We start from the raw sequence: 17,883 nt of genomic DNA, 5'->3' as shown, positions 1-17,883 counted from the left end.
GCCCCTCAGCGGGTCAGCGACCCCCGGCTCGTCAGCCGCTGGCGCAGCTCCCTGGCCTCCTCCTCGCGGCCCAGCTGCTCGAGGCAGGACGCCTCGTCGCCCAGCGCCGCCAGGGTCTCGGGGTGGCGCGGGCCGAGGGTGCGTTCGCGGGCCCGGGCCACCTCGCGGTAGCCGTTCAGCGCCTCCGGCCAGCGGCCGAGCCAGCCGAGCGCCACGGCCGTCTCGCGGCGGCTGACGATCGTGTCGTCGTGGTCGGGACCCAGCGTTCGCTCGCGCTCCGCGCACACCTCCTGGGCCTGCGTCAGGGCCTCCGCCCAGCGGCCGAGGCGGCCCAGGCTGACGCCCAGGCCGTGCCGGGCGCGCAGGGTCTCGACATGGTCCGGGCCGCTGTGCCGGGCGCGGTCGGCGATCAGCTGCTGGTAGTGCTCCAGCGCCTCGCCGGGCCGTCCCGTGCGGCCCAGGCAGATCCCGATCTCGTAGCGGGCGGCGAGCGTACGGGGATGTCCGGAGCCCAGCGTGGCCGCGCAGTCCGGGACGAGTTCGAGGAACGCGGTGAGCGCCTCGTCCCAGCGCCCCTGGCGGCCGAGTTCGAGCCCGGCCTCGTGCCGGCGCCGCAGGCCCGCGATCCGCCCGTCGTCGGCGGGCGTGCCGCCGGGCGGCGTCCACACGGCGGTGAGCCCGGAGAGGGTGTCGGCCGGAGCCGGGCGGGGCGCGGCGCTGGGGCCGGTGGTCATCGCGGACGTCCAGGCCGGCATGGCGGGCCCGGCCTCCGGCTGCGAGCCGGGCTTCGACGACGTCGCACGGGCGAGCCGCTCGACGATCTCGTGGGCGTCGGCCGGGCGCTCCTCCGGCTGCTTGGCGAGCAGGTCGAGGACGAGCCGGTCCAGCTCCTCGGGGATCGCGGGGTTGCGGGTCCGGGGCGGTACGGGCTCGGTGTCGCGGTGGCCGACGAGCACCGACCAGGAGTCCTCCAGGTTGAACGGCGGCTCGCCGGTCGCCAGTTCGTACAGCACACAGCCCAGGGAGTACAGGTCGCTGCGGTGGTCGAGGCCCGCCCCCGCGATCTGTTCGGGCGACATGTAGTGCGGGGTGCCCATGGCCACCCCGCCGCCGGAGACGCGCGCGGTGAAGCCGATGTCGTGCGCGAGGCGCGCGATACCGAAGTCGCAGATCTTCACCGAACCGTCCGCGAGCCGCACGATGTTGGCGGGCTTCAGATCCCGGTGCACGATGCCCTGGTCATGGGTGTACGCCAGGGCGGCGGCGGTCTGCGCCGCGATGTCCAGCACCCCGTCGACGGACAGCGCGCGATGCCCGTTCCCGCGCAGCACCTGGCTGAGGTTGGACCCGTCGAGCAGCTCCATCACCAGGTACAGGAGCCCGCCGTTGCCCGGGTCCTCGCCGAAGTCGTGGACGACGGTGATGCCCCGGTGCTGCAGCCCCGCGGCGACCCGCGCCTCGCGGCGGAAGCGCTCGCGGATCACGTTGCTGAACGCCTTCTCGTCGCGGTGCGACCCGGCGGGCTTCAGCACCTTCACCGCGATCCGGCGCCCCAGCGACTCGTCGAGGGAACGCCAGACCTCGCCCATGCCGCCCCGGCCGATCAGCTCGATCAGCCGGTACCGGCCCTGGATGAGCCTGGTCTCGCTCACTACGTCCCCCTACGTACGGGACAGGCCTCCCCCGCCTGCCGCACCGTCATCCGTCCCCTTGGTGGGGTCCAGTATGAAGGCGGGCCCGCGCAGCCGAGAAGGCGAGGGGCGGCTCTGCGGTCCGAGGCGTTCCATGGCGCGCAGGATGTGCCGCGGCGGCAGCCGCCAGCGGATCTCGGGCGGGATCGCGCGCAGGATGCGGCCGGTGGCGGTGAGCCGCCGGGTGACCGTGCCGGGCGGCGGGGCCGGGTGCCCGTACAGCTCGTGGGCCCAGGGCGGGAGGGTGCCGTAGGCGACGGCGGCCACCCGGGTCCACACCGCGCCGCGCAGGGGCACCAGCAGCGGCTTGACCGGGGGCCGCAGCAGGAACGCGTACACGTCCTCGGCCTCGGGGGTCGCCGCCAGTTCGGGCCGCACCTTCTCGAAGTAGCCGGCCAGCTGCGCGGTGTCGGCGGGTACGTCGGCGGGGTCCAGGCCCACCATCCGTGCGGCGGCGCGCTGTTCGCCGACGTACCGGTCGGCCTGGGCGTCGGTCACCGGCAGCCCGCAGCGGCGGACCACGTGCAGATACGAGTCGATCTCCGCGCAGTGCACCCACAGCAGCAGCGCGGGGTCGTCGACGCGGTAGCGCTCCCCGGTGTCCGGGTCGACGGCGGTGAGCCGCCGGTGGATGCCGCGCACCTTGGCGCCGGCCTTCTCGGCGGCCGCGGTGGTGCCGTAGGTGAGCGTGCCGACGAAGCTCGCGGTGCGCATCAGCCGGCCCCAGGTGTCGTGCCGGAAGTCGGAGTTCTGGGTCACGCCGCGGACCGCGCGCGGGTGCAGGGCCTGCAGGTACAGGGCGCGCACGCCGGCGATCCACATCACCGGGTCGCCGTGCAGCTGCCAGGTCACCGAGCGCGGGCCGAAGAGACCGGGGTCGCGGTCCATGGACGCCTCCAGGGCTGGTCGGGGCAGTCAAGATCCTTCCCGTCCGGCGCCCGTGGCGAAACGGGCGCACGGGAGGCACCCCGGACGGAGCAGCGGATCAGCGCGGCGCCGTGCAGTCCTTGTCCGTGGCCTTCCCCTCGGGCCACGCCACCTGGACGAACCGCACCCTGCCGGGTGCCTTCTCGTCCAGGCGTACCACGGCGACGGCCTTGTTGTAGGCGTTGCCGTAGTTGTCCAGGCAGATCCAGCCGCTCGCCCCGTTCACCTTCCCGTACTGCCCGTGCAGCCGCAGCCAGCCGTCGGCGACCTGCTGCGTCGAGGGCACCCCGGCCTGCGTGCCGCGTACCGAGGTGACGGCCGTCAGGCCCGCGTCGTACATGGTGATGGCCCGGGAGTCGATGAGGTCGTCGCGCTTCAGCTTCAGCACGCTCCGGGCCAGCTGCTCGAACTCGCGGTACGCCGCCACGGATCCGCCGGTCCTCGGCGCGCCCGCGCCGCTCCAGGCGTCGGGGTGGGCGATCGCGGCGTACTCGACGGTGATGGGGTTCTCGCCCTCGAGCGCCGTCCAGTCGAGCTTCGCGTCGTTGACGAGGGTGGAGGCGCCCGAGCCGCTGATCACGGTGTACGTCTTCTCCCGGCAGCCGCGCCGGCCGAGCTCGTTGATGAACTGGCGCAGCTGCACGGGCCGGCCCGCGAAGTACAGGTACCGGGCGGTGGAGGTGCACACGGACGTCACCATCTGCTGGAACTGGACGGCCGTGTTGCCCTCCTCGTGGTAGTCGTCCGGCGCGCGGTACTGCTCGGAGGCGCGCTTCGAGCCCTGGGACAGGGACTGGAAGGCGTCCCGCAGGGACTTCACGTAGTTGTCGCCCTCCCGGATGTCCTCGATGATCAGCGTGTCCTCGGGCTTCACCCCGGCATGCAGATGGGCCATCGCGGCGGCCTCGCCGGAGGTGGTCGGGACGACGCGGGCCAGGCCGGGATAACGGCGGGGCTGCTGCGCGCTGTTGCCGAAGTCGTCCGCGGTGATCGGGCCGCCGACGACGGGGATGTGCAGGTTCGCGGTCAGGTACTGGATGGCCTGCTGGGTGATCCGGGTGGAGACGTCGAAGCCGACCACGGCCCGCAGCCGCTCCTCGGACCGGGTCATCTCCCCCAGCTGGTCGGCGACGGGACGCCAGTGCTCGTGGCCGCGGCCGGGGTTGGCCAGCAGCAGCCTGATCAGCGGCTGCTTCTCGTTGCTGCCGTGGTTGGCCTGGTACTGGGCGAGGAAGACGCCCCGGAGCTGGCTGAGGGTCTTGTCGCGCTCGGGCTGCTGGGCGGGCGCCATCGGCAGCACCACGGCGAGGGAGATGGCCGAGACCTTCTTCCCGCCGCCGGTCTGTTTGTCGACGAAGTCGTTCTCGGCCTTGATCCGCGCGCTGATGTCCCCCAGGTTGGGGGCGAAGACGTACGAGCCGTCGGTGACGCCGGTGCACTCCTCGGCCGGCCCGCGCTCCTCGACGCCTTCGGCGCAGGAGGGGTCGCGCTCGGGGAAGACCAGGCCGAAGCCGAACCAGCCGCCGGTCACCAGCACGGCCAGCACCAGCGTCGTGGACAGCAGCTTGACCACCGGGCCCCCGGGCAGCCGGCCGTAGAAGCTTCCTATCACTCAGTCCTCCTGGACGGGCAGGTCGGGGGCCTGGACGCCGGCCGCGAGGGCGCCCGGCCAGTCGCGGGACGCCTGGAAGTAGGCGTTGTCCTGGCGCACGCGGTAGAGCTCGATGAGATCGGTGGCGATCAGCCGCCGCTCCTCCGCGCCGGGCGGTGGCGCGAGGGGGTCCGAGTGCCGCCACACGGCTGCGACCAGGCGTCGTATCGCGTGGTGCTCGGGCGGGACGGGCGCGCCGCGCGGACAGGCCGGGCAGGGCGGCGGCTCGCCCTCCGGCGGGGTGTCCCGGCGCGGATGGGGGGCGGAGCACAGGAAGTTGAGCAGGATGAGCCACTCGCGCGCCGGGGTGCCGTCGAGCCGACGGTGCAGGGCGTGGGCGAGCGGTCCGGGGTGGCCGAGGGCGAGGGTGTGGAAGAGGTAATCGGGGCTGTGCTCGCCGGCGTACGGGTCGTCGAGGTGCGGGTCGTACAGATGGCGCTGGCGCAGCTGGATGCCGCTCCACTCGCCGTCGCGGCTGGTGCGGCGCAGCTCCTCGCCGAGCAGGGCGGTGAACGCCCGGTCGTCCTTCAGCCCGACCAGCTCCAGCCATTCGTCGGCCTCGCGGACCACGACGACGTGCGCCGGGTCGTCGGGGTGGCGCTGCTGCCACAGCGCGCGCCGCGCCCGCTCCCCGCGGGCGGCGGAGAGCAGCACCAGGCGGGCGCGCAGGGTGGGTTCGGGGACGAGTTTGTCCAGCATCCTCGGCAGCGCCGCGTCCAGCAGCTCGTCCAGCGGTACGGACTGGCGCGCCTGGTGCAGCTGCCGCGCCTCGGCGGCGAGGACCGCGGCGCAGCCCTGCCGGCCGCCGCTGAGCCGGGCGATGACCCGGGGGAGTTCGCCGGCCGGGCCGCCGGGGCCGAGCAGCCACTGGATGTCGGCGTCGGCGACCGGGGGCAGCGCGAGCCGCAGCTCGGCGGCGGCACCGTCGAACCGCAGTCCGTTCAGATCGGCCAGCGGAACGCAGTCCGCGCCCTCTCCCAGGACGGTGGCGAGCACCGCGGGGCGGGTGGGTTCACGGCCCGCGCGGTAGGCGTCCTTGAGCAGGCCGGTGAAGCGTCGGCCGAGCGGCGCGTGGGCGTTGTCGAGCAGGAGCAGCGGGCGCGGCCGGCGGTTGGCGCGGTCGAACCGCGAGTAGTCGTCGTCGATATCGGCGAGCAGCGCCGCGACCAGCGCGTCCTCGGCCGCGGTGCGCCCCGCCCCGCCGGTGCGGAAGCCCATCGCGAGCGCGAACAGCCGGTCCACACCGTCCCCGGTGTGCTGCGGCAGCGCCTCGCGCCACCACTGCACGACACCCTTCTCCGGCCGTTCGCGCAGCAGCTCCTGGGCGGCGGTCCGCAGCGTCGCCTGCAGCGCCGCGCCGAGGCCCGGCAGCGGTACGAAGCCGCCGGCCAGGCCGTCGGCGAGGGCGTCGAGCCAGGTCTTGAGCAGGGCCCTGCGGCGCCGGACGTTGGTGTCGCCGGCCGCCGCGAGCAGCTGCCACAGGTCGTGCTCCGCGCGGCGCAGTGCGGCGGGCCGCACGGGGGCGTACGGATCGGGGAACATCCCCTCCTCCGGCGGCGGCTGCCAGACGGACACCACGAGCAGGCCGACGGCGAGCCGGGGCAGCCGTTTGATCTGGTGCTCGCACTTCTGCGTGAGCCGGTACTCCAGCACGTACAGCAGATGGGTGAGGGCGGAGGCGCCCGGCAGTCCGTCCTCGGGCAGCGGAGCGAGGCCCGGCACGCCGAGGTCGGGGGCGCCGAGGTCGGCGCGGGCCAGCGGCAGCCGGCCGTTGTAGTCCTCGAACACCCCGTCCAGCAGCGCCGTACGGCCGCGGTCGCGCCCGGCGACGGCCTCCACGACGGGCACGCCCCGCGGATACGCCCACGGCGGGCGGAACCCGCGCGTGTGGTGCAGACCGAGCAACCGGGGAAGGAACTCGTCCCTCAGTGGTTCGAATCCGCGCAGCGTACTCCGCACCCGGCACCCGCCTCCCCCACCAGTGAGCCGTCAACCCCCTTGGTTTACAGGGGCGTTGTTCGTGTTGGTCGTGGGGAAGATGGTAGCGAACCGTACGGCACACGCGTTCGGGTAACGGCTTACTGCGACACCCCGTGATCAATTGGCGGGATGTGCCTTCGTGGCACGGTCCCGGGTGACGCCGAGGTGCCGGACGCCAAGGGCGTGTCGTGGGTGCCGACCGGGCCGCGGGGAAGCATCCGGTCCAGCCACTTCGGCAGCCACCAGTTGGTCCGGCCGAGGAGTGTCATGGTCGCCGGTACCAGCACCATGCGTACGACCGTGGCGTCGATGAAGATCGCGGTGGCCAGGCCGAGCCCGAACATCTTGGTGGAGGGGTCATCGGCGACGGCGAAGGACAGGAAGACCGCCACCATGATGAGGGCGGCCGAGGTGATGATCCGGGCGGTGCCCGAAACGCCCTCGACGATCGCCGTGCCGTTGTCGCCGGTGCGCAGGTACTCCTCCCGTACGCGGGAGAGGAGGAACACCTCGTAGTCCATCGACAGGCCGAACAGGATGGCGAAGAGGAACATCGGGATGAACGACACGATCGGAACCGTCGCTTCCAGCCCGATGAGTGCGCCTCCCCAGCCCCACTGGAAGACCGCGACCATGATGCCGTAGGCCGCGCCGATGCTCAGCAGGTTCAGCAGCACCGCCTTGAGCGGTACGACGACCGAGCGGAAGACCAGCATCAGCAGCAGGAACGACATCCCCAGCACGGCGGCGACGAACACCGGCAGACGTTCGCTGGTGCGTCGGCCCACATCGGACAGGCTCGCGGCGGCGCCGCCGACGTGGGCCCTGGCCGGACCGTCCCCGATCGCCGTGGGCAGCACGTCGGTGCGCAGCCGGGCGATGGTGTCGGTCGTGGCCTTCTCCTGAGGGCTGGTGGTCGGGAACACCACGAGGGTCGCGATGCCGCTGGCCCGGTCGATGTGCGTCGGCGCGACGGATGCGATGCCCGGATCCGCCGCGACAGCCCCGACGAGTCGGTCCAGCACTCCCGGATCACCGGCGGGGTCCGCGGCGATGACGAGGGGACCGTTGGTGCCCGGACCGAAGCCCTCGGCGACGAGGTCGTAGGCGCGCCGCTCGGTACGGCTCTGCGGCAGTGAGCCGTCGTCCGGCAGGCCGACGCGCAGGCCGAGCACGGGCAGCGTCGCCGTCAGCAGCAGCGCCGCCGCGCCGACCGCGTACGGCACGGGGTGCCGGCCGACGTGCCCGAGCCAGCGCCACCACCCGGCGGCGGGGACGGTGCCCGCCGCCGTGTCCCGCCGTCGGCCGAGGCGGCCCGACCGCGCGGCCCGAAGTGCCCGGCCGATCCGGCCGGCCCGGCCCAGCCGCGGGCCCGCCGCGCCGAGGAAGGCCGGCAGCAGCGTCACCGACGCGAGCACCATCGTCAGGACGACGATCGAGACGGCAAACCCGCCCACCGTCATGAACGGCACGTTCGCGACCGCCAGGCCGAGGATCGACACGACGACGGTGCCGCCGGCGAAGACCACCGGCCGCCCCGCCGTGGCCACCGCTCGTCCGGCCGCCGCCTGCGGGTCGAGCCCGCGCGCGAGGTACTCCCGGTGCCTGGCGAGCACGAACAGCGCGTAGTCGATGCCCACTCCGAGCCCGACCATGCTGCCCAGGACCGGTGCGAAGGTGGGGACCTCGGTCACCCCCGCCAGGAGCGTCATCGTGGCGACCCCGACGGTCAGCCCGAAGAGCGCCATGCCGATCGGCAGCGCGGCGGCGACGAGCGAACCGAACGCCAGGAACAGGATCGCGGCCGCGGCGAGGAGGCCGATCAGCTCGCTCACGCCGCCGCCTGGGTCGGAGAAGGCGTAGAAGAGGTTCCCGCCCATCTCGATGCGCAGGGGCAGTTCGCCGCGCAGCCGGTCCCCGAGATCCACCAGGGCGTCGAGGTCATCGGCCGACAGCCGGCTCTGGTCGGGGTACTGCACGCGGACGACCGCGATCCGCCCGTCGGCCGAAACGAGGCCGCCGCGCACGGCGGTGTCCCCGCCCGCGTCGAGCGCCCCCGCCGGGTCGCTCGTGCCGAGCACGTGCGGCAGCCGCTTCACGTCGGCCCGCAGCCGCGTGAGAGCGGTGCGCGCGCCGTCGTCGTCGAAGAACGTCGCACCGTCGTCGAGGGGGGTGACGACGACTTGGGCGGTCATCCCCTCCTGGCCGGTGCCGGCCCGCTCGATCAGTTCCGCGGCCCGCTGGGAGTCAAGTCCCGGAGCGGTCATCGAGTCCGCGGTCCGCCCGCCGAAGGCGACGGCGGCGAGGACGGCGAGCGTGGCGGCGATCAGCCATGCCGCGATCACCCGCCAGGGATGGCGGGCGGCGCCTGCGCCCAGGCGCAACAGGGCTTTCGAGAGCATCGGGTCCTCCAACCACCTTCTCGGCCGTCCTTGTACGGCCGCCGATGCCGAGGCTCGTCGCCACGGCGCTCCGCGGCATCGGCCCGCGGGCCGCGGATCCGTCGGCCCGGGGGCGGAGTGACGACCCGTCCTTTCGGCCGATGCGCGGCACGCCGCGGTCCCTAGGCTGGGAACCGTGCTCCGAGACGACCTGCGAACCCTGTGGACCGAACCCCGGCCGCCCGGCGCGCCCGCCCGGTTGCGGCGGGACTGGGCGCTGCTCGCCGCGGGCCTCGCCGGTGTGGCGCTGGAGGCCACCCTGCGCGAGAACGTCGTGTGGCGGCCGGTGGCGGTGGTGCTCGCCGTATGGCTGTGCCTGCTGCTCCTGTGGCGCCGGACCCGCCCGCTGGCGATGGTGACGCTGGCGTTCGGCTCGGTGGTCCTGCTTCCGGTGGCCTCGCTCGTCGCCGCACCGCGCGAGCCCGTCGGCCTGTACACCGGCGCGGTCGTGCTCGTGCTGGTGTACGCGCTGCCCCGGTGGGGTTCGGGACGGGAGATCGTGCTGGGCGGCGCGGTGATCGTCGTGGTCGGCGCGCTGTGTGTCGTCACGGACGGGACCCCGGTCGTCGAAAAGGTCGTGGGCTTCGTCTTCCTGCTGCTCCCCGGCGTGGTCGGGGCTGCCGTGCGGTTCCGGGTGACCGCTCGCGAGCGGCAGTTGGAGCAGGTGCGCTCCCGCGAGCGCGAGCAGCTCGCCCGCGAACTGCACGACACGGTGGCCCACCACGTGTCGGCCATGGTGATCGTCGCTCAGGCGGGCCGGGTGCTCGCGGGCGCCGACCCGTCCGCCGCCGTCGAGGCGTTGGAGGGGGTCGAGGAGGAAGGGGCGCGCACGCTGGAGGAGATGCGCGCCATGGTCGCCGCGCTGCGCGACCGCGGGGTCGGCGCCGAGCTGGCGCCGCCCGCCGGCGTCGCGGACCTGGAGCGCCTGGTGCGCACCCCGGGTGGTCGCCTCAGGGTCGACCTGGGGCTCGACGGCGAGCTGGACGCGCTGCCCCCGGCCGTCGACGCGGCCGTCTACCGGATCGTGCAGGAGTCGGTGACCAACGCGCTGCGCCATGCGGTCGACGCGACCGAGGTCGTCGTCCGGGTCGCCGCGGAACGGCACATGGTGCGGGTGAGCGTGCACGACAACGGCCGGCGCACCGGCCGGGGTCGCGACGGATACGGACTGACCGGACTGCGCGAGCGCGCGACGCTGCTCGGCGGCACACTACGTGCCGGCCCGGGTACCGACCGGGGCTGGCATGTCGAAGCCGAACTGCCGGGAGCGAGGAGTGAGAGCGGTGTCCATTCGCGTCCTCGTCGCTGACGACCAGACCATCATCCGCACCGGGTTGCGGATCATGCTGAACGCGCAGCCCGGCATCGAGGTGGTCGAGGAGGCCACCGACGGGCGGGAGGCGGTACGTCTGGCCCGCGAACTGCGCCCCGACGTCTGCCTGTTCGACATCCGTATGCCCGTACTCGACGGGCTCGAGGCCACCCGGCTGGTCGCCGGCCCGGGCGTCGCCGACCCGCTGGCCGTGGTCGTCATCACCACGTTCGACCTCGACGAGTACGTCTACGGCTCACTGCGTGCCGGCGCCCGCGGATTCCTCCTCAAGGACACGGGACCGGAGCTTCTGGCCCAGGCCGTACGGTCGGCGTCCGACGGTGAGGCGCTCATCGCGCCCAGCGTCACCGTCCGGCTGCTCCAGGCGTTCGCGGACCTGCCCGCCGGCCGGCCCGTGGCCCAGCCGGTCTCCCCCGTCACCGCCCGCGAGGAGCAGGTGCTCCTCGCGGTCGCTCGCGGGCTGACCAACGTCGAGATCGCCGACGCCCTGCACATCAGCCTGAGCACGGTGAAGACGCACCTGGCCAGCCTGATGGCCAAACTCGGCGCCCGCAACCGGGTCGAGATCGCGATGTGGGCCTACGAAACGCGCCGCATCCTCCCCGGAACCTGAGCCGGGTGCCGGGCCATGTCCCTGCCGGGTCACCGCCGCACCCGCGGCATGCCCATCCCGATCCAGGCGATGATCTCCCGCTGGATCTCGTTGTTGCCGCCGCCGAAGGTGAAGATCACCGCGCTGCGGTAGCCCCGCTCCAGCTCGCCGTGCAGCACCGCGCCGGCCGAGCCCTCCTTGAGCGGACCGGCCGCGCCGGTGACCTCCATCAGCCAGGCGTACGCGTCGCGGCGCGCCTCCGAGCCGTACACCTTGACCGCCGAGGCGTCCTGCGGGGTGAGCGTGCCGCGCTGCAGGGCGTCGACCATCTGCCAGTTCAGCAGCTTCAGCGCCTCCAGCTTGGTGTGCGTACGGGCGAGCCGGCCCCGTACCCAGCCGAGGTCGATCACCCGGCGGCCGTCGGCGGTCTTGGTGTCCGCGGCCCAGCGGCGGACGTTCTCGTACGACCGGATGGCCATGGTGCCGTGTGCGGCGAGGGTGACGCGCTCGTGGTTGAGCTGGTTGGTGATCAGCCGCCAGCCCTGGTTCTCCGCGCCGATCCGGCGACTGGCGGGCACCCGGACGTCCTCGTAGTAGCTGGCCGTGGTGTCGTGGCCGGCCAGGGTGCGGATGACCGTGCAGGAGTAGCCGGGGTCGGAGGTCGGCACGAGGAGCATGGTGATGCCCTTGTGCGGCGGGACGCCCTCCTCGACCGGTGTGGTGCGCACGGCCAGCCAGACCCAGTCGGCGGTGTCGCCGTTGGTGGTCCAGATCTTCTGGCCGTTGACCGTGTAGTGGCCGGTGTCCTCGTCGCCCTCCCGCACGGCCTTCGTCTGCAGCGAGGCCAGGTCCGTACCGGCGCCCGGCTCGCTGTAGCCGATGGCGAAGTCGAGTTCGCCGGAGAGGATGCGGGGCAGGAAGTACTCCTTCTGCTCGTCCGTGCCGAACCGCATGATCGTGGGCCCCACGGTGTTCAGCGCCATGAGCGGCAGCGGCACACCGGCCTGTGCGGCCTCGTCGAAGAAGATGAACTGGTCCATCGGGCCCAGCCCCCGGCCGCCGTACTCCTCGGGCCAGCCCACACCGAGCCACCGGTCGGCGCCGAGCCGGCGGATCGTCGCCCGGTAGAAGCGCTTCTGCTCCGCCGGGTCGGTGTGCCGGCCGTAGGCGCCGTCCGGCACCAGCTCCGCGAAGTACTCGCGCAGCTCGGCGCGCAACTGCTCCTGCTCAGGCGTGTGTGCGAGGTCCACGGCCCCTCCTGACGACGCGCGCCCGCGGCGCGGACGGCTCGGAACGAGGGGCAGACTAGAACGTGTTGCAGTAAGACGGAAGCCCCGTCAGGCCTCCCGGCGCACCCGGATCTTCGACTGGCCGTGCGGCAGCTTCTCCCAGTCCTCCATGAACTCCCCCGTCAGCCCGTGCTTCTTGGCGAGCGCGATCAGGGTCTCGGTGCGGTAGTAGAAGTCCTCCCGCAGCACGTGGTGCTCATCCACCTCGGTGCGGTCGAACGTGAAGTCGAACCAGCCGTCCGCCGTCATGATCCGCCCCACGTGCTCGAAGCACTCCTCGATCACCGAAAGGGGTGAATGCGAGAACACGCTGTGCGCGTGCACCACCCGGAAGTGCTCGTCGGGCAGGAAGGCGAGGGTCAGGTCGCGTACGGGGGTGAGGCGCGGCAGCTTGCCCTGCAGGTGGTGCCGTACGAGCGTGTTCTGCGCCGCGAACAGGATGTCCGGGGAGATGTCCAGACCGTAGTAGTTCCCGGAGTCCAGATAGTCGATGAAGCGCCAGCCGGCCCGCAGATTGCCGCAGCCGATCTCCAGCATCCGGTCGCCGGGCGCCAGCCCGTGCGACGTCAGGTAGTCGAACTGCATCTGCCCCAGCGCCAGCCAGTGCTCGTGCGACTTGCTGCCCACGGCGGCCTCGGGGCTGACGGAGGCGTCGGAGGACATCACGGCCCGGTAGTACGCCACATGGTCGGGGTGCTTCAGCCGGTACACGGCGTCGCGGCCGGCCCGGCGCAGATAGGCCGGAACCTTGCCCGGGTTGGCGAGCGCGTAACGGGCCTTGTGGCTCAGGGTGGATCGGTTGGCGCGCGGCTTCATGCCTGCCATGAGTCGACTCCCGGGTGATATCGCGGTGTACGGAGGGCTGTTCGCCGGTGGCCGGGAGTGTACGGCGTCACACCGCGAATGGGCGATCCCCCGGACAAACCGGGGCGGGCAGCGAGTTGACGCCGGTCAGATAAGCGTCGACCGCGGCGGCGCAGGCCCGGCCCTCCGCGATGGCCCAGACGATCAGCGACTGGCCGCGTCCCGCGTCGCCGGCGACGAACACGCCGTCGTGGCGGGTGGCGAAGTGCTCGTCGCGGGCGTAGCCGCCGGACGCGTCGACGTCGAGGTGCAGCTGCGCGGCCAGCGGGCTGTCCGCTTCGGGGCCGTCGAAGCCGAGCGCGAGCAGCACCAGCCCGGCGGGGATCTCGCGGTCCGTGCCGGGCAGCGGCGTACGGTCGACGGGGTCGACCTCGGCGAGGTGCACGGACCTGACCCGGCCGTCGGCGCCGCCCTCGAAGCGCAGGGTGGCCGAGGAGTAGACGCGGCCGTGCTCGCCGCGGCCCGAGGTCGCGCCCGCCTCCTCGTACGCGGGCTCGATCCGGTGGACCTTGGGGTGCACCGGCCAGGGCTGGTGGCCGGGGCGGTCGGGGCCGGGCATGGGGTTGATGTCGAGCTGGGTGACGGACTCCGCCCCCTGGCGGATCACGGTGCCCAGGCAGTCGGCGCCGGTGTCGCCGCCGCCGACGATGACCACGTCCCGGCCCTCGGCGGTGACGGGCGGCGTGTCGTAGTCGCCCTCCTGGACGCGGTTGGCCAGCGGCAGGAACTCCATCGCCTGGTGCACGCCCGCCAGCTCGCGCCCGGGTACGGGCAGTTCGCGCCGGGCGGTCGCGCCGACGGCGACGATCACGGCGTCGTAGCGGCGGCGCAGACCGGCCGCGTCGAGGCTGCGGCCGACCTCGATCCTGGTCCGGAACCTGGTGCCCTCGTGGCGCATCTGGTCGATGCGGCGGTCGATGTGCCGCTTCTCCATCTTGAACTCGGGAATGCCGTAGCGCAGCAGCCCGCCCAGCCGGTCGTCCCGCTCGTACACGGCGACCGTGTGCCCGGCCCGCGTCAGCTGCTGCGCCGCGGCGAGCCCCGCGGGGCCCGAGCCGATCACGGCGACCGTACGGCCGGACAGTCGCTCGGGCGGCTGCGGCGGGGTGAGGCCGAGCGCCCACGCCTGGTCGGCGACGGCCTGCTCGACGTTCTTGATGGACACCGGGAAGTCGTTGATCGCCAGCACACAGGCGCTCTCGCACGGTGCGGGGCACAGCCTGCCGGTGAACTCCGGGAAGTTGTTCGTGGCGTGCAGCCGCTCGCTGGCGGCCTCCCAGTCGCCCCGGTAGGCGTAGTCGTTCCACTCCGGGATCAGATTGCCCAGCGGACAGCCCTGGTGGCAGAAGGGGATGCCGCAGTCCATGCAGCGCCCCGCCTGCTCGCTGATCACCGGCAGCAGGGCGCGGGGCCGGTACACCTCGTGCCAGTCGGCCACGCGCTCCGAGACCGGGCGGCGCTCCCATACGCGCCGGGGGGTGGTGAGGAATCCCTTCGGGTCAGCCATGGGCTGCCCCCTGTGCTTCCGCAGCGGTTCACGGTTCCCTCCACGGTACGACCGGGGGCGGCGGGCGGCACCTGGTACCGGGGCGGGGCCGGGCCCGGCACCAGGCGTCCGGCCCGGGACGCTGCGGGCCCGCGCCGCGCACAGCCCCCCCGGCGCCCGAACCGGGCCGACCGGCCCATCCCGCCGGGTCCGACCGGATGCCCGGGCGGGCACCCTTCGGCCCGCGCGGCTGCCGGGGCGCGGGGACGAGGATCGGAGACATGACAGAGCGCTCGGTGGTGGTCGGGATCAACGGCTCGCTGACGTCGGTCCGGGCACTGGACGAGGCGGCCGCCGCGGCGGCGCGCCGGGGCGCGGTGTTGCGAGTGGCCTACGCCGTGCGGGACGCGGACGAGGCGGGACCCGTGCTGAACGCGGCGCTGGACCGGGTACGCCGGCGGCATCCGCGGCTGCGGGCCGTGCCCGTGGTGGCCGTGGGTGATCCGGTGCAGGTGCTGGAGCGGCTCGGCGCGGACGCCGCGCTGACCGTGGTGGGCTCGCGGGGGCTGAACGAGGCCGCGGGCCGGCTGCTCGGCTCGGTGAGCCGGCGGCTCGCGACGCGCCGGGGCGTCGGGCCGCTGATGGTCGTACGCGGGGAGCGTCCGGCGGGCGCGGAGGTGGTGCTGGCCGAGGCTTCGGCGACGGACGTGGAGGCCGCGGTGTTCGCCTTCGAGGAGGCCGAGCTGCGGAACGCCCCGCTGCGGGTGCTGCGCGCCGTGCGGCTGCCCGTGCCGATGGGGCTCAGTGTGCGCGGGCTGTGGTCGGCGGCGGAGGGTGCCGGGCTGCTGGTGACGGCGGCGCGGACGACGGGCCCGACCGCGGCGCTGCTGCAGCAGGCCGCGTGCCCGGTGGTGCTGGTCCCTTCGGCCGTGCGCGCTTGACGGCTCGCGGGGGATGCGGGGTGATGGGTGGGTGGCCCCTGTCCGTCCGGATTGCCCCCGGAACGCCCCTGCGCCCGATCCGCCCGCCCGCTCCACCACGCCGCGGACCGCCCGCTCGCGCAGCCTGGGGACCGCCTCCCCCACCCCGCCCGCTCCCCCAGCCCTTTCGACCCGCCTGCACGGCCGACCGACGCCGCATCCGATTCCGACCCGGAGGACACCGCCATGGATGGGCACCCCCTCCCCGACGACGAGCTCAAGGCCCTGGACGCGCACTGGCGTGCCGCCAACTACCTCTCCGTCGGCCAGATCTACCTGCTGGCCAACCCCCTGCTGACCGAACCGCTGCGCGCCGAGCACGTCAAACCGCGCCTGCTCGGCCACTGGGGCACCTCCCCCGGCCTCAACCTCGTGTACACCCACCTCAACCGGGCGATCCGGACCCGCGGCCAGGACGCGCTGTGCGTCTGGGGACCCGGCCACGGCGGGCCGGCCGTGCTGGCCAACTCCTGGCTGGAGGGCAGCTACTCCGAGACGTACCCGGACATCAGCCGCGACGCGGAGGGCATGGGGCGGCTGTTCCGGCAGTTCTCCTTCCCGGGCGGCGTGCCGAGCCATGTCGCGCCGGAGACCCCGGGCTCGATCCACGAGGGCGGCGAGCTGGGCTACGCCCTCTCGCACGCCTACGGCGCGGCGTTCGACAACCCGGACCTCCTGGTCGCCTGCGTGATCGGCGACGGCGAGGCCGAGACGGGACCGCTGGCCGCCTCCTGGCACTCCAACAAGTTCCTCGACCCGGTGCACGACGGCGCCGTACTGCCGATCCTGCATCTGAACGGCTACAAGATCGCCAACCCCACGGTGCTCGCCCGTATCCCCGAACCGGAGCTGGACGACCTGCTGCGCGGCTACGGCCACGAGCCGATCCACGTCACGGGCGACCAGCCGCTCGCCGTCCACCGCGAGATGGCCGCCGCGATGGACACCGCGCTGGACCGCATCCGCGCCATCCAGCGCAGCGCCCGCGCGGAGGGCGTCACCGGACGCCCCCGCTGGCCGGTGATCGTGCTCCGTACGCCGAAGGGCTGGACGGGACCGGCCGAGGTCGACGGGCTGCCGGTCGAGGGCACCTGGCGCGCGCACCAGGTGCCGCTGTCCGCCGTACGCGAGAACCCGGAGCATCTGCGGGCGCTGGAGGCGTGGCTCAGGTCGTACGGGCCCGAGGAGCTGTTCGACGCCGAGGGCCGCCCGCGGGCCGAGGTCCTGGCGTGCGTTCCGGCCGGTCCGCGACGCCTCGGCGCCACCCCGCACGCCAACGGCGGGCTGCTGCTGCGCGAGCTGCCGCTGCCGGCGCTGGAGCGCTTCGCGGTGGAGGTGGACAAGCCCGGCGCCACGACGCACGAGCCGACGCGCGTGCTGGGGCGGATGCTGGAGCAGGTGATGGAGGCGACGGCCGAGCGCCGCGACTTCCGGCTGGTGGGCCCGGACGAGACGGCCTCCAACCGGCTCGACGCCGTGTACGCCGCGTCGGGCAAGGCGTGGCAGGCGCGCACCCTCGACGTGGACGAGCATCTGGACCGCCACGGCCGGGTCATGGAGATCCTCTCCGAACACACCTGCCAGGGCTGGCTGGAGGGCTATCTGCTGACCGGCCGGCACGGGCTGTTCTCGTGCTACGAGGCGTTCGTGCACATCGTCGACTCGATGGTGAACCAGCACATCAAATGGCTGCGGACCACCCGGCAGCTGGGCTGGCGCCGTCCCGTCGCCTCCCTCAACTACCTGCTCACCTCGCACGTCTGGCGCCAGGACCACAACGGTTTCTCGCACCAGGACCCGGGCTTCGTCGACCATGTGCTGAACAAGGCGCCGGAGGCCGTGCGGGTGTATCTGCCACCGGACGCCAACACCCTGCTGTCGGTGGCGGAGCACTGCCTGGCCAGCCGCGACTACGTCAACGTGGTGGTCGCCGGCAAGCAGCCCTGCTTCGACTGGCTGAGCCTGGACGAGGCGCGCACGCACTGCGCGCGCGGCGCGGGCATCTGGGAGTGGGCGGGCAACGGCCGCGGTGTGCGGGAGCCGGACGTTGTCCTGGCCTGCGCGGGCGACGTGCCGACGCAGGAGGTGCTGGCCGCGGCGCAGCTGCTGCGCGAGCACCTGCCGCATCTGGCGGTGCGGGTGGTGAACGTCGTGGACCTGGCCCGGCTGATGCCGCACGACGAGCATCCGCACGGGATGACGGACGCCGAGTTCGACTCGCTGTTCACCCGGGAGGCGCCGGTGATCTTCGCCTACCACGGCTATCCGTGGCTGATCCACCGGCTGGCGTACCGCCGGGCGGTCCACGGCGGGCTGCACGTACGCGGCTACAAGGAGATCGGCACGACGACCACGCCGTTCGACATGGTGCTGCGCAACGACCTGGACCGCTACCGCCTCGTCATGGACGTCATCGACCGCGTCCCGCAGCTGTCCGTGCACGCGGCACCGGTACGCCAGGCGATGGAGGACGCCCGCACCCGGCACCACGCCTGGATCCGTGCACACGGCACGGACATGCCGGAGGTGGCGGACTGGAGCTGGCAGGGCTGACGCGCCTGCCGGGGCCCGTGGACTCGTAGCGCGCGATCCGCGCATGCCTGCCCTTCGAAACGGTAGGCGTCCCTTCGGCCGGCAGCCAGGACACGC

At 73.5% G+C, this 17,883-nt stretch carries 12 protein-coding genes; 4 read left to right on the top strand and 8 right to left on the bottom strand.

The annotated features are described in order from the left end of the window. Positions 1–5: 5 nt before the first annotated feature. From AB0M28_RS25720 to AB0M28_RS25700, 5 genes are all read right to left on the bottom strand, one after another. Positions 6–1,652, bottom strand: a complete 1,647-nt coding sequence (locus AB0M28_RS25720; RefSeq protein ID WP_365409465.1) for a protein kinase — start codon at positions 1,650–1,652, stop codon at positions 6–8. A gap of 9 nt (positions 1,653–1,661) precedes the next feature. Beyond that, the gene (locus AB0M28_RS25715; protein ID WP_365409462.1) at positions 1,662–2,579 is read right to left on the bottom strand and encodes an oxygenase MpaB family protein; all 918 of its coding nucleotides are present in this window, start codon (positions 2,577–2,579) and stop codon (positions 1,662–1,664) included. Between the two features lie 97 nt (positions 2,580–2,676). Further along, positions 2,677–4,230 carry a hypothetical protein gene (locus tag AB0M28_RS25710; protein WP_365409460.1) on the bottom strand — a complete coding sequence of 518 codons (1,554 nt, stop codon included), beginning with the start codon at positions 4,228–4,230 and terminating at the stop codon, positions 2,677–2,679. Next, positions 4,231–6,117, bottom strand: coding sequence for a hypothetical protein (locus AB0M28_RS25705; protein ID WP_365409457.1), 1,887 nt, complete (start codon positions 6,115–6,117; stop codon positions 4,231–4,233). A gap of 230 nt (positions 6,118–6,347) precedes the next feature. Beyond that, a complete protein-coding gene (locus AB0M28_RS25700) occupies positions 6,348–8,651 on the bottom strand; it encodes an MMPL family transporter (protein WP_365409454.1) in 2,304 nt (767 codons plus the stop codon). Between the two features lie 175 nt (positions 8,652–8,826). On the opposite strand from AB0M28_RS25700, the gene AB0M28_RS25695 reads away from it, so the two are divergent. Together AB0M28_RS25695 and AB0M28_RS25690 are read left to right on the top strand one after the other, a co-directional pair. Further along, entirely contained in the window at positions 8,827–9,999 is a 1,173-nt protein-coding gene (locus AB0M28_RS25695; protein WP_365409451.1) for a histidine kinase, read from the top strand. Then, on the top strand, positions 9,974–10,636 hold the full coding sequence (locus tag AB0M28_RS25690; protein WP_365409448.1) for a response regulator transcription factor: 663 nt from the start codon (positions 9,974–9,976) through the stop codon (positions 10,634–10,636). The genes AB0M28_RS25695 and AB0M28_RS25690 overlap by 26 nt, the downstream gene beginning before the upstream one ends. Positions 10,637–10,665: 29 nt before the next feature. On the opposite strand, the gene AB0M28_RS25685 is transcribed toward AB0M28_RS25690, so the two are convergent. From AB0M28_RS25685 to AB0M28_RS25675, 3 genes are all read right to left on the bottom strand, one after another. Next, the gene (locus AB0M28_RS25685; RefSeq protein WP_365409445.1) at positions 10,666–11,865 is read right to left on the bottom strand and encodes an acyl-CoA dehydrogenase family protein; all 1,200 of its coding nucleotides are present in this window, start codon (positions 11,863–11,865) and stop codon (positions 10,666–10,668) included. 87 nt (positions 11,866–11,952) lie between these two features. Beyond that, positions 11,953–12,729, bottom strand: a complete 777-nt coding sequence (locus tag AB0M28_RS25680; protein ID WP_365409442.1) for a class I SAM-dependent methyltransferase — start codon at positions 12,727–12,729, stop codon at positions 11,953–11,955. A gap of 67 nt (positions 12,730–12,796) precedes the next feature. Then, entirely contained in the window at positions 12,797–14,275 is a 1,479-nt protein-coding gene (locus AB0M28_RS25675; RefSeq protein WP_365409439.1) for a glutamate synthase subunit beta, read from the bottom strand. A 260-nt stretch (positions 14,276–14,535) separates the two neighbouring features. On the opposite strand from AB0M28_RS25675, the gene AB0M28_RS25670 reads away from it, so the two are divergent. Then, the gene (locus tag AB0M28_RS25670) at positions 14,536–15,195 is read left to right on the top strand and encodes a universal stress protein (protein ID WP_365409436.1); all 660 of its coding nucleotides are present in this window, start codon (positions 14,536–14,538) and stop codon (positions 15,193–15,195) included. A gap of 225 nt (positions 15,196–15,420) precedes the next feature. Further along, a complete protein-coding gene (locus AB0M28_RS25665; protein ID WP_365409433.1) occupies positions 15,421–17,787 on the top strand; it encodes a phosphoketolase family protein in 2,367 nt (788 codons plus the stop codon). The last annotated feature ends 96 nt before the right edge of the window (positions 17,788–17,883 follow it).

It is taken from the genome of Streptomyces sp. NPDC051940, assembly GCF_040680895.1.
Classification (GTDB): domain Bacteria; phylum Actinomycetota; class Actinomycetes; order Streptomycetales; family Streptomycetaceae; genus Streptomyces.
The sequence above is the reverse complement of the archived record's forward strand: the minus strand, read 5'-3'. Positions and strand labels throughout refer to the sequence as shown.